11 protein-coding genes and 1 riboswitch are annotated in these 13337 nt (G+C 45.1%); of the genes, 7 read left to right on the forward strand and 4 right to left on the reverse strand.

All coding sequences use genetic code 11. From position 1 onward, the window contains the following. The first annotated feature begins 16 nt into the window (after window positions 1-16). Window positions 17-787, forward strand: a complete 771-nt coding sequence (locus tag LZG74_RS13420; RefSeq protein WP_233797078.1) for a glycerophosphodiester phosphodiesterase family protein — start codon at window positions 17-19, stop codon at window positions 785-787. 97 nt (window positions 788-884) lie between these two features. Here LZG74_RS13420 and metX read toward each other — a convergent pair whose 3' ends face one another. Next, entirely contained in the window at window positions 885-1934 is a 1050-nt protein-coding gene (gene metX, locus LZG74_RS13425) for a homoserine O-acetyltransferase (protein WP_233797079.1), read from the reverse strand. A gap of 123 nt (window positions 1935-2057) precedes the next feature. Further along, window positions 2058-2165: riboswitch (SAM riboswitch) on the reverse strand. A 139-nt stretch (window positions 2166-2304) separates the two neighbouring features. Here metX and LZG74_RS13430 point away from each other — a divergent pair. From LZG74_RS13430 to LZG74_RS13440, 3 genes are all read left to right on the forward strand, one after another. Beyond that, window positions 2305-3234 (forward strand): M20/M25/M40 family metallo-hydrolase, encoded by a 930-nt coding sequence (locus LZG74_RS13430; RefSeq protein WP_233797080.1) that lies wholly within the window; start codon window positions 2305-2307, stop codon window positions 3232-3234. A 10-nt stretch (window positions 3235-3244) separates the two neighbouring features. Further along, the gene (treA, locus tag LZG74_RS13435) at window positions 3245-4795 is read left to right on the forward strand and encodes an alpha,alpha-trehalase TreA (RefSeq protein WP_233797081.1); all 1551 of its coding nucleotides are present in this window, start codon (window positions 3245-3247) and stop codon (window positions 4793-4795) included. A gap of 126 nt (window positions 4796-4921) precedes the next feature. After that, window positions 4922-5713 carry a PhzF family phenazine biosynthesis protein gene (locus LZG74_RS13440; protein WP_233797082.1) on the forward strand — a complete coding sequence of 264 codons (792 nt, stop codon included), beginning with the start codon at window positions 4922-4924 and terminating at the stop codon, window positions 5711-5713. Here LZG74_RS13440 and LZG74_RS13445 read toward each other — a convergent pair. Beyond that, window positions 5710-6582: a DMT family transporter gene (locus LZG74_RS13445; RefSeq protein WP_233797083.1), complete on the reverse strand. Its 873-nt coding sequence runs from the start codon at window positions 6580-6582 to the stop codon at window positions 5710-5712. The two genes, LZG74_RS13440 and LZG74_RS13445, sit on opposite strands and share 4 nt — an antisense overlap. 100 nt (window positions 6583-6682) lie before the next feature. On the opposite strand from LZG74_RS13445, the gene LZG74_RS13450 reads away from it, so the two are divergent. Further along, window positions 6683-8050, forward strand: coding sequence for an OmpA family protein (locus LZG74_RS13450; RefSeq protein ID WP_233797084.1), 1368 nt, complete (start codon window positions 6683-6685; stop codon window positions 8048-8050). 606 nt (window positions 8051-8656) lie between these two features. Here LZG74_RS13450 and pth read toward each other — a convergent pair. After that, a complete protein-coding gene (gene pth / locus LZG74_RS13455) occupies window positions 8657-9217 on the reverse strand; it encodes an aminoacyl-tRNA hydrolase (RefSeq protein WP_233797085.1) in 561 nt (186 codons plus the stop codon). 66 nt (window positions 9218-9283) lie between these two features. Between pth and pyrR the strand changes: the two genes are divergently transcribed. Continuing rightward, window positions 9284-9823, forward strand: coding sequence for a bifunctional pyr operon transcriptional regulator/uracil phosphoribosyltransferase PyrR (gene pyrR, locus LZG74_RS13460; protein WP_026628231.1), 540 nt, complete (start codon window positions 9284-9286; stop codon window positions 9821-9823). 8 nt (window positions 9824-9831) lie between these two features. Here pyrR and LZG74_RS13465 read toward each other — a convergent pair whose 3' ends face one another. Then, window positions 9832-11382 carry a hypothetical protein gene (locus LZG74_RS13465; RefSeq protein WP_233797086.1) on the reverse strand — a complete coding sequence of 517 codons (1551 nt, stop codon included), beginning with the start codon at window positions 11380-11382 and terminating at the stop codon, window positions 9832-9834. A 161-nt stretch (window positions 11383-11543) separates the two neighbouring features. Between LZG74_RS13465 and argS the strand changes: the two genes are divergently transcribed. Further along, complete coding sequence (gene argS / locus LZG74_RS13470) at window positions 11544-13322, forward strand: arginine--tRNA ligase (protein WP_233797087.1); 1779 nt, start codon at window positions 11544-11546, stop codon at window positions 13320-13322. Window positions 13323-13337 lie beyond the last annotated feature (15 nt).

A 13337-nucleotide genomic window follows, 5' to 3' on the forward strand; every position in this document is an offset into this window, starting at 1 on the left:
GTCCAAAATTAAAAAAATGAAAAAATTCTTATCCATTGTTGCAGTTGGTTGGCTTAGTCTGACCGCTTTTGAAGGCATGTCTCAAAATAAAAACAAAGTTATAGCGCACCGTGGGGCGTGGAAAAATACCGGCGTAACCGAAAATTCTATTGGTGCATTGGAGCATGCCATCAAACTGGGCTGCTATGGTAGTGAATTTGATGTGCACATGTCGGCAGATTCGGTCATTTATGTGCTTCATGACCATTCGATTAAAGGAACGCATATTGAAAAAACCAATTCCCAGGAGCTTTCCCAGATCAAATTAGAGGATGGAACGGCATTGCCAACATTGGAAGCTTACCTGAAAGCGGGCGCAAAACAGAAGAAAACACGCCTGATCCTGGAAATCAAAACTTCTTCGATGGGCAAAGAACGCTCGCTAGCACTGGCTACCAAATGTGTGGAAATGGTAAAAAAATTGAAAGTGGAAGGCATTACGGATTACATTGCCTTTGATTTTGATGTTTGTAAAAAAGTAAAAGAACTGGCTCCGAAAGCACACGTGGAATATCTGAACGGAGACAAAACGCCGGATGAAATTCAAGCCGCAGGACTGGATGGCATCGATTACAACCAGAATGTGTTGAAGAAAAAGCCAGAATACATTGCGGATATCAGAGATAAAAAACTGACAACCAATGTCTGGACGGTGAATGACGAAGAATCTATGAAATGGTTTCTTGAAAAAGGCGTCGATTACATCACTACAAACGAGCCGGAATTGCTTTTGAAAATAACAAAATAGCATGACTATAACGCAAAAAGCGCCGCCCGGAGAAACCTCTGAGCGGCGCTTTTTTATGTCTTAATGTTCCCTAAGTCTTAATGTTAGATACTAATGTTCAGATCTTTGCGGTTTGCAATTTGCCATTCGTTTCCTGCCACGCCCTGATCACTTGGGTAAGCTGCTTATATTCAATAAGAAAGCCATCGTGGCCATATAACGAATCGATTTCCTGGAAAACAGCGTCCGGAATGTGCCTCGCCAGGAATTGTTGCTCGGATAATGGGAACAGCAAATCGGATTTTATGCCTAATACTAATGTTTTGGCCTTAACCAATCCCAATGCGTGCACAATTCCGCCGCGGTTCCTGCCAACATTGTGAGAATCCATGATCTTGGAAAGCACCCAGTAAGAATAGGCATTAAACCGCTTCACAAACTTATCGCCCTGGTATTGCTGGTAGGACGATGCCCGGAAATCATCGATCTGATCCGGATTATCACGCGCCTGAGTAAAATTATAGGTGTCGTAATTTCTGTATGATAGCAATGCAATGGATCGCGCGGCCCGCATGCCCATGCTTCCGGCCTCGTCCGTGCCATCATTAAAAGTTGGGTCCGCCTCAATCGCCATCCGCTGCGACTCGTTAAAAGCAATGCCCCACGGCGAATGCAGTGCATTGGAGGCGATCAGGATCAGTTCTTCGAAAAGATCGGGCACTTCCACCGCCCATTCGAGCGCTTGCTGGCCACCCAGGGAACCGCCAATGCAAAGCTTTATCTTCTTGATTTCCAGTTCCTGCCGCAGCAGATCCATAGCACCAACCACATCACGAACTGTGATAGTCGGAAATGATCTGTAAAAAGGTTTATGCGTCCGGGGATTAATGCTCAGCGGGCCCGTAGAGCCATAAGCCGAACCCAGGACATTCACGCAAACGATGAAATATTTGGCTGGGTCAAAAAACTTATCGTCCCCTACCAGGCCATCCCACCACTCGGCCGCGTTGGAGCTGCCCGTTAATGCATGACAAATCCAGACAATGTTGTTGTTTTCAGCATTCTGCGTTCCATAAGTGGTGTATGACAGTTCGAAGCCTGGCAATTCACCGCCCATTTCCAGCGCGTAGGCGTAAGGATATTTAAATGTTTTTTGTTCCGCTTGCATAGTGCCAGAGCACAGGTTTTAATTCAAAAATTTAACAGACTGTCCCGTGGAATGCACAGGGCAGATGCGAGAATAAAGCCATCCGGCTTACGGAAATTTCTAACTGTAAGTTCACGCGAATTGAGTTTATATCTCCTAATAACTTAGGTGGGAATTAGCACCTTTCTCCATTGTGGTAGCAGGTTGCCAGAGGTTCATTGAGCCCATTCTCTCGCCTCTTCTTTATAAATCAATCGCACACAAGGTGAAGCAACTGACTTGATCCTGCAATATTAAGCGCAGATGCCTGAAAATGCAAACAAAAGCACAAATTCTATTTTGCAGGGCATCCAGGGAGGTTTATCTTTGCCCATCCATGATACTGCGTTCGATGAAAAATTACTTGTTCTTCTTTTGTTTTGTTTGCCAAAGTGCCTTTGCCCAACTGCCCGCTCCCGACCAACTTTCCAAACACGTTTACAAGCTTGCATCCGACAAAATGCAGGGCCGCGGAACCGGAAGCAAGGAAAACCAAAAAGCGGCCGGATATGTAGCTGCTCAATTCAAAAAACACAAGCTGCAACCGAAGGGGACCAACGGATTTTACCAACCATTTACGGCCAAAGTGCGGCGCGTGGTTGTTACCGACAGTCTGCGCGAGACGAATAATGTCATCGGCTTTCTGGATAATGGAGCTGCAAATACCATTGTCATTGGCGCTCATTTTGATCACCTGGGGCTGGGCAGACAAGGAAGCTCGAAAGCAGAAAAGCCGGAAGGGCAAATTCACAACGGGGCCGATGATAATGCTTCGGGCGTGGCAGGCTTGCTGGAACTTGCGCGATATTTTTCCAAAAATGATGTCAAAGAACCCTATAACTTTCTCTTTATAGCATTTGGTGCCGAAGAGCTGGGGCTGCTGGGATCGCGTCATTTTGTTAACAATCCTACATTACCATTGGAAAAAATCAATTTCATGACTAATATGGACATGATTGGCCGGTATGATGCCAGCCGCGGCGTTGGGATCGGCGGTTACGGGACCAGTGATGCCTGGCCGGATATATTTAAAGATGTGAAAAGCGATACCAAGTTTTTTACGGACAAGGCCGGAAGCGGCGGCTCGGATCATGGGTCTTTTTATGCCAAAAAAATTCCGGTGCTTTTCTTTCACACAGGCGGCCACGACGACTATCACAAGCCTACGGACGATCCGGAAAAAATCGATTATAATGCAGCTGCCGGCATTCTGCGCATTCATATACAACTCATTGAGAATGCGATGAAACTGCCTAAGCTGACATTCACCACTGTTATATAACCACTCACATTTGTACGGATTCATAGCACCCGCTTTCACGTATGGTTCACCGCATGTTTCACCAGAGGACTTGTATGGGACGCTGTTTCGTGATATCCAGCACAGCCATATTTTTGAAGATTCCAAAACTTTCGCCGACGCGATTCCGCTGGAAGACCCGGTTCTGATCATTGAAAGATATCACCAGGAACAGGACCGGCCCGGATTCGACTTGCAAGCTTTTATCAGTCAGAACTTTCGAATGCCTGCACATATCAAGTCTACTTTTGAGGCCGATAAGAGCTCGTCAACGTCGGAAAACATTGGCAGATTATGGGAGGTGCTCACGCGCCAGCCCGAAAACCAGGAACGTGGCGGCTCCCTGATCCCGCTTCCCTTTCCTTATGTGGTGCCGGGCGGGCGTTTTCGCGAGATTTATTATTGGGACAGCTATTTTACAATGCTTGGCCTGAAAGAATCCGGACGAACGGATCTGATCGAGAGTATGGTCAATAATTTTGCCTATCTCATTGATAGTTTCGGATACATTCCCACAGCCAACCGCACTTATTATCTCACGAGGTCCCAGCCACCGTTCTTTTCCCTTATGGTCCGGCTATACAGTGACATTGCCGGAAATGAAATCCTGAAACGCTATTTGCCTCAACTGCAAAAAGAATATGATTACTGGATGCAGAACGACGGTCCGTCGCACGAGCCATTTACCGCACACCGGCGCCTCGTAAAACTTCCCAATGGCGCGTTACTGAACCGTTACTGGGATGACAAGGCCACGCCCCGCCCGGAGTCCTACCGCGAAGACGTGGAACTGGGCAATGAGGCGCGCGACCGGTTTGGAACGCCTCCGGAAGCAACTTTCAGGCATATCAGAGCTGCCGCCGAGTCGGGATGGGATTTTAGCAGCCGGTGGTTTGCAGACGAAAACGACTTTGCGAGCATTCATACCACAGACATTATCCCCGTTGACCTAAACTGCCTCATGCACCACCTTGAAAAAGCGCTGGCGGAAGCATATCTGTTGCATAACAACACTAAAATGCACCTGCAATATGAAGAAAAGGCACGTTTGAGGGCAGCAGCCATACAGACTTATTTCTGGGACAGCTCGCGGAATTTTTTCATGGATTATGATTTCAAGAAGCAGGATTTCACGAAAGCTGTCACATTAGCGGGCACATTTCCTTTGTATTTCAAACTGGCCACCAAGTCGCAATCACATTATATGCGTGGTTATATCCGGCTCAACTTTATGCGCTCCGGCGGACTGTTGACCACCACGATCAAGTCGGGGCAGCAATGGGATGCACCTAATGGCTGGGCGCCGCTGCAATGGATCACTTACAAAGGCTTGCGCAATTATAATTTCCACCGGACCGCGGACGAGCTGTGCGCGGAATGGCTCACGCTGGTCGATAAGGAGTTTAAGCATTCGGGCAAATTACTCGAAAAATACAATGTTTCAGACACCAATCTGATCGCCGGAGGAGGTGAGTATGAAGTTCAGGAAGGATTTGGCTGGACCAATGGCGTTTATCTCCGTATGAAAAACCATAAGAGCTAGTTACATATAAACCAGTGTCGAATTTATTATCTGATTCGAATAATAATATTGAAAATTTCCAGAGACAACTTCTTCTAATCGAGAATATTTTTAATACCTTGGTATTGTTAACCCCATTTTTTGAACATGAAACTATCCATATATCAGATCGATGCGTTTACTGATAAACTCTTTTGTGGAAACCCTGCTGCGATTGTCCCTCTCAATGAGTGGCTTCCGGATGAAACAATGCTCAACATCGCTGCTGAAAACAACCTGGCAGAAACTGCATTCTACGTTCCTAATGAAAATGGCTTTCATATCCGCTGGTTTACGCCTTCAGTTGAGGTTGATCTTTGCGGCCACGCAACATTGGCTGCTGCATATGTGATTTTTAATATTCAAGGTTACGAAGGCAAATCGATCCGTTTTGAGTCGCGCAGCGGCGAACTGCAAGTGGATTGCAAAGAAGATTGGCTTACATTAAATTTTCCCGTTGACCTGTATCACATCGCCGTGCCGCCTCCTGCATTAGTGGAAGGCCTTTTGGACACGACCATGTTGGAAGTATATAAAGGAAAAACAGACTATATGGTGGTTTTGGAATCCGAAGAGGTGCTTAAAAACCTGGATTTCGACATCATAGTATTATCAACCATTCCGGCACGCGGCATTATCGTAACGGCTGCCGGTGAGGATGTTGACTTCGTTTCACGCTTTTTCGCTCCGCAATCCGGCATAGATGAAGACCCCGTAACCGGTTCTGCACATACAACATTAATCCCTTACTGGGCAGAAAAACTCGATAAAACAACACTGACCGCCAAACAACTTTCAAAGCGCGGCGGATACCTTAAATGCGAGCTGGACGGCGACCGCGTACACATCGGCGGCCAGGCGAGGCTGTATTTGAAGGGAGAGATATTGATTGATGATTAACTCATCAGCTTCCGCCTCTGCCCCGCATATAATCCACCGATTACCAGCACAGTTCCGACTATTGTATAAATCGTTACCGGCTCGTCCATAAGCCACCAGGCGAAGAAGAAGCCGAAAAGTGGGCATAGGAAGAGCCATAGGGAAGCTTTTACTGTGTCAATTCTGAGTAAGTAAAACCAGCAGATCAGTCCGATGATGGAAACGGCCAGGCTTAGCCAGAGCACCGGAAACCAGAATGTTCCGTCCCAGACAGTGGTTGAAAAATCACTGAAAAGCAATGTTACCGGAAGCAAAAAGACGCCCCCCAGGAAAACCTGCCACCCATTGATCAGCAAATTGGGCAGCTCCCACTGAACCGTAGCATAGTAAACACTGGCTGCGGAAACCGCTATCATGCTGATCAGCAGCAATGTTACCCCTCCTATTGTCGTATAACTATCTGCCAGTAACGGGTAAGTTGCCACGCCTACCCCTGCCATTCCCAGAATGATCCCTAACCATTCTTCCGTCCGCGGATGCCTTTTGAGCCACCAGGCGGATAACAGCACAATGATCAGCGGGTTAACAGAAACAGCCAGACTGCCGATTCCGGCAGCAGTAAATTTCATGGCGTACACGTAGAGGCCGAGATAAAGCGTTGTATTAAGGAAACCGAATAGCGCAAGCTGCTTCCATTCCTTTTTGTTTGGCATCCGGTAAGACGGATCTTTGCTGAGCAAATAGGAAAAAGACAACAATAAGATACCAGCAATAAAGAAGCGAACGTTTGCCAATATTAACGGAGCAGCTGACCGGACTCCAAATTTGGTAGCCACAGATGCAGACGACCATAGAATGGAAAAGAGAATGCCAATACCAATGTTTTTCACGCTTTCAAAGAATTATGCTCCAAAAATACACGATGCGTTTCGGCTTCACCCTGCACTTTTTATATTTTTGGGCATGATTGATAAAATTAATGCGAAGTGCATGCTGGTAATTCTTCTTACCGGACTTTGTTTTCCTTCCTTTTCGCAAAGTCAATGGACTTACGACTTCAACAATGGCCTTACTCCTATTGAAAATGCCGGCCCGTCCTTAAAAGTGCTCGGGCAGCCTGGAAAATATGTCAAGGAGAAAATTCCGGGTTCTGATGATTTGAGCAGGACCATTTATCAATTCGAAAAAAACAGTGGTTTACAGTTCAATAACGCGGAGGCCAAAGGTTTTCTGAGTAAATCTTTCACGGTTGAGGTCTATTTTAAAATGGATGAGCTCGACAGCTGGAAAAGGGTTCTCGATTTTAAAAACAGGAAAAGCGACTACGGCAGTTATATATACGACGGCAAGCTCAATTTTTATGATTTCGCGATCGGAGAAAAAGCGCCTGTACGTGCAAATCAGTATGTACATTATGTGTACTCACGCGATTTCGAGACCAAGATCATTAAAATGTACATCAATGGTCAATCGAAATTGGAGTTCAAAGATCCTGGAACGGAGGGAATGCTGGATAATGACCAGGTTCTTAATTTCTTCCAGGATGACCTCATCGCTAATCACGAATCCAGTGCCGGCTCCATTGTTCTTATCCGCGTGTACGACCGTGTAATGACGCCCGTTTTTGTAAGAAGAAGTTACCAGACGATCAGCAGGGCGCCCAAAGCAGCGGTGGCCGAAAAAGAGGAAGAAAAGCAACCCGAAGAGAAACCCGCTGTTAAAGAACCTGCAAAAAGAAACACTAATTTGGCCGTTGTAACGGGTCGTGTTTACGATGGAAAGAACTTGAAACCCGTGAATGATGCCGATGTAACGGTCCGCAAATCCAACTCGGATTCGCTGGTGGCGTCGACTAAAACGGTTAACGGGATCTATAACTTTGAACTACGGCCTTACGAAACATATCGCATTTCGGCCCAGGCAGAAGGCTTTCAACCCAAAAGTGTGTCGGTAAAAGTTTCAAACAGGTTTGAAGAGGTGAAGTCGCTGATCAGCCTCTCGGAATCGACTTACGATACACCGTTATCCACATTATATTTTACGCAAAGCACGGATGTGCTGGAAGATGATGCATTGCGAGGCCTTGATTCGCTTGTTTCTTATTTTCAGAAGCGGGATAATTTAAGGATTGTGCTGAAAGGCCATACCGACAACACAGGCGATTTTGCTAAGAACTTAGAATTGTCGAACATGCGCGTGGCTACTGTTAAAAGTTATCTGCTGGGAAAAGGAATTGACGAAAACCGGATTTCAGGCTCAGGTTATGGTTCGGCGCAGCCAAGCCGCATGAACCAGACAGAAGCATTAAAGAGATCAAACCGCAGGGTGGAAATTTGGGCAGAGCCTATAAAAAGATAAAGCCATCTCACTGAGACGGCTTTATACTGACTATTCCTAAACCCTTAACCTTTTCTTATCTTTTATATCTTTTGCGACTGACTTCGGCGTTTTTTACCGAAAAAATATATCAATGCAAGCGTATCTAAATCTCTTTTTTATATAAAGTAACAATGTTTTGAATAATACTCCAATTTCCTCACTAACTAATTACGGAAACATTTGGCCTATATACGAAGCAAACTAACTTTCAGATTTGCCGGCAAACATTGCTTTTTTACCTCTATTCGCCCTTCTTTAAACTTTTGCCCTATTAACTTGTAACTGAGCGACTAACAGAACTGCGATAATAAATGCAAAGGTAAAAACATTAATTTTATTTCCTTAGATTTATTCAATTTTTATTTCGGCGAACCGTGATACAAATATCTGGATTAGTTTCGAAATTACAAACATCCTCAAATCGCACCAACAGAATTATATTTGGAATTAACCTTCGTTTTAGAGGGATATTTTATTATTAAATCTTGTAAATTAAATTTTCACTTTATTAATAATTTGATAAATAACCAAATCACAGAATAAATACAAATCTTGAAATATTTATATATTCTTTATTTAGTACAATCATTGGTTATAATTATTCATTGTCGACTGTATTCCCAAAGTACAAAACGAAAGAACCATATCGCCAGCGTTATCCAAAAATATGGGCAGCTCGGTCATTTCTTCATTGGAAAAAGGTTTTAGCACATAATCTACTTGCCTTCCTCTCGGAAAATTATTTCCTATTCCAAACCGCAAACGGGGATATTTTGTCGACGCCAGCAGCTCCTCAATATTTTTTAGTCCATTATGCCCGCCATGGCTTCCCTTTGGCTTGATCCGCAACGTTCCGAATGGTAGTTGCAGTTCGTCGAGAATGACCAGCAGGTTTTCTTCCTGCACTTTAAACTGATCCATGTAATAGCGGATCGCTTTTCCGCTAAGGTTCATAAATGTTGTAGGCTTGATAAAATATATTTGTCTGCCTTTGTGCTTCCACTCCGCCACGAATGCGAGTTTTTCGAAAGAAAATTTAAAATCATGCTGCGCAGCCAGCCTGTCCAGCACCATAAATCCGACATTATGCCTGGTGAATGCGTACTCCGGACCTATATTTCCCAACCCGGCAATCAGATATTTCATTTGTTAAAAGTTTTTGATTTCATCTTCGAGCACTTAATTTAGGCTAAAATTCAGGGAATTTACATTATGCCCCAAAAACGATTAATACTAAGCAGCCCGCTGCTGGAAATCATGACCAGCCGGTTGTGCCAGGAACTGATTGAGAATCACCAGGATTTTGCCAACTCCGTGGTGATGGGACTGCAACCGCGGGGAATACATTTTGCCGAACGCATTATTGCCGAACTGAGAGAACGCACGGGAAAGGACATTCCAATGGGGCACCTGGATGCAACTTTCTATCGCGACGATTTTCGGAGACGCGAATCTCCGCTCCTACCCAATAAAACCAATGTCCCTTTTTTGATCGAAGGCAAAAGAGTGATCCTCATCGACGACGTGCTTTCAACCGGCCGCATGGTGCGGGCGGCGCTTGATGCTATGACGGCCTTTGGACGCCCCAAAACTGTAGAGCTAATGGTCCTGATCGACCGCCGCTACAACAGGGAGATCCCTATTGACCCGGATTATGTCGGCATGCAGGTAAGCACCGTGGAAAGTCAGCGCGTGCAGGTGGAATGGAAAGAACAAGGCTTTGAGGCAGACCATATCTGGATGGTCGATTAATATCAACATCAGCGTGGGCGAGATGCTTCTTCCTTCGTCGCTTTGCCGATGTCCTCTGTTTTGTAGGTTAATTTATTAATGTAAAAAACCTCACGCCCCTGCCCGATAGTGGATGTGCCCAGGCGCTGCATGCCGTAAGCGAGGAAATACTGTCCATACCAGGGAGATAGATAGCTATCTTCATTGTTAAGCACTTTTTCCTTTTCAGATTTGGCCGTGATCTTGAATTTTTCGCTTTCCACAACAACCTGGTTCCGGCTGATCACCTCTGTATGAATTTCACCTTCCTGCGGATAAGCTAATACAAAGTAGTCGTCAACCGGCGTCACCTGGACCATTTCCTGCAAATCGTAACTAGTTAAATCCTTGATTGTAATGGTGTTGTCCCACATAAATTTTCCATTCCTGTCGAACCCGCAGACAATGGCATGCGTATAACGGTAACCTTCCAGTGAGCGCGAAATGTAAGGCCGGGAAATGCCGCCGGTAATGATTGGGCTCGTTGACCTTTGATTGGGATAATAAACCTCCGCTACCAGCACAATTTCATTCTCTGTCTGGATCAGCTCATGAACCAGCAATCTGTAACGAAACTTGTTTTCCTTACCCATGCTTTTCCTCTTTCCGATGCGCTCCATCATTTTCGCACGGCGTTTGGGCTTCATGTAATTGAAGAAATTCTGCAATTCAGAAAACTCAATAAACTGCGGATCGCGCGGCTCATCATGCTCCACGTGCGTGACGTACAAGCCCTGTGAATACTGCGTGCAACCAACTGAATAATTGCCAATCAGATAAGAATCGTCTGCATTCAAAGGCACAATCTGGCCGGAGATAAAGCTATATCTGGGATCGCTTAATGTTGTCTTTTTCAATAGCTTGCCATCGTAATTGTATGTTTTGATTTCAAAAACGCAGTTTTTCTTCCGGTAAGCATAAGTAATTACATTAATATAGCCGTCAATTTCATTGATGTCGACATTGTTCAGCTCCGTATTTTTTTCAAAAAGCCCTGGTAAGACGCGCGTTGTGTGGTCAAAAAATGAATGGACGATAACCACCGGCCTTGACCTGTAATAACCCGAAACCAATGCTTTGCTTCCAATCACCTTGAACTGTTGCACGTCCACACCCGCTAAAAGATTTCCCTTATAAGTGTCGATAGAACCGTCGCCGTAATTGATCTGCATGAAGAGAAAACGGTCCGTATCCGGCTCAGCAAAAAGCCAGTAACCACTTTCTTCGCCTTTGTAAGCCATGACAGGAATATAGCGAAAATCGAGCTTGTAACTTGTCCGCCAGACCGCTTTTAATGTTGAGTCATACTTCACAAACTGCCATTGCTCATTCCGTGAATTGGACCATTCATTTCCCCTGATCACGGATAGCAAACCTTGCTCGCCCAGGCTAAAAACCTCGAACTGCTCCGTTGAAGTCGGGTTAGCGGGTATTTCCAGACGGTCGGACTGCTGCAATTGTGCGAAGGCACCGGCAACGGGAGTGATACACAAAAAGAGCATGTAGTAAATCCGGTGCCATTGCAAAGAATGGTTATTCATAACTTCTTCCTTCAGGGGTGTAACTCTCTTCAATATTTACCCTAATTTTGCATCAAAAAGGACAACATTGCTATTAATATTAAAAATTATTTTAATCAAATAAAAACTTTGGGAAATGTCATTCTGAATTAGAAGAAGCACTTCCATTGACCCCAACATTCATGACGATTGAAGCAATTCTGAAGGACGATATTCAAAAAGCAATCCAGAAGCATTTTGAAGTAACCATTGAAGACATCATTTTACAACCTACAAAAAAGGAATTTGAAGGATTTTACACTTTTGTTACTTTTCCGCTTACCAAGTCCATCCGTAAATCCCCCGCTGAAATGGGCCAGATCATCGGAACTGAGCTCGTAGCGCAATCTTCTGTTGTGGCCAACTTCAATGTGGTGCAAGGCTTCCTGAACATCAGCCTGAAAGACACAACTTGGCTGGAATTGTTTTCGAATGTTTTCAATGATCAGAATTTCGGAACATTCGCGCCAAACGGGCAATCCGTGATGGTCGAATTTTCCTCGCCGAACACAAATAAGCCACTCCACCTGGGACATTTGAGGAATAATTTCCTTGGTGATTCGCTATCTAAAATACTCAAAGCCAGCGGTTATGACGTTGTAAAAACATGTCTTGTCAACGACCGCGGCATTCACATCTGCAAATCCATGCTGGCTTACCGCGAGCTTGGCAACGGAGAAACGCCGGAATCGAGCGGGATCAAAGGTGACCATTTGGCTGGGAAATATTATGTGCTGTTTGACAAGGCATACAAAACGCAGATCAGGGAACTTGTAGAGCAGGGAATGTCGGAGGAGGAAGCTACGAAAAAGGCTCCCTGGATCCTGGAAGCGCAAAAATTGCTTTTGCTTTGGGAAAACAATGATCCCGAAACCGTTGCATTGTGGCATAAAATGAATGGCTGGGTTTACGAAGGTTTCCGCCAGACTTACGATAAAATCGGGGTTGGTTTTGATAAAACTTATTACGAATCAAACACTTACCTGCTAGGGAAGGACATTATTGAAGAAGGTTTACAGAATAATGTCTTCTACAGAAAGCCAGACAACTCCGTCTGGATCGACCTGACCGCGGAAGGACTGGACGAAAAACTGGTTTTGCGCGGCGACGGCACTTCGGTTTATATCACGCAGGATTTGGGCACCACGGAGCTGAAATACAGCGATTTCCACAACAACCGCTATTTATGGGTTGTAGGAAACGAGCAGGATTATCATTTCAAGGTCCTTTTCGCTATTCTGAAAAAACTCGGCCGTCCTTATGCGGATGGCTGCTATCACATTAGTTATGGCATGGTGGATCTGCCTTCCGGAAAAATGAAATCCCGCGAAGGCACCGTGGTTGACGCGGATGATCTGGTGGAACAAATGATCCAGACCGCCGCCAGCAGAACGCAGGAGCTCGGTAAAATCGATGATTTTGACAGTGCGGAAGCCAAGCAGCTTTATAATCAGCTCGCATTGGGTGCGTTAAAGTATTTTCTTTTAAAGGTTGATCCTAAGAAGCGAATGCTCTTCAACCCGGAAGAATCTATTGATTTTCAAGGACATACAGGACCATTTATTCAATATACATATGCCAGGATTCGGTCAATTATTAGAAAAGCGGAGCAGTCAGGCATCCAAGCAGTCATTCCGCCCGTAAGCTATACATTACATCCGGCGGAAAGGGAGTTGATCTTTGCATTGTCTCAATATCCGGTGCGTGTGCAGGCTGCCGCCAGTGAGTTCGCGCCTTCGGTGATTTCGCTGTATGCATTTGAGCTGGCGAAGGTCTATAATCAGTTCTATGCCGAAGTGTCTATTTTCTCTGATCCTAATGCAGATTCGGTCAAATTCCGCGTTGCATTATCAAGTGCTGTTGCTGAAACAATTCAGAAGGCTTTGGGGTTATTAGGGATAGAAGTTCCGGAGCGAATGTAGCGAGGCCGGGTGGTT

Source organism: Dyadobacter sp. CY327 (genome assembly GCF_021390415.1).
Classification (GTDB): Bacteria; Bacteroidota; Bacteroidia; order Cytophagales; family Spirosomataceae; genus Dyadobacter; species Dyadobacter chenhuakuii.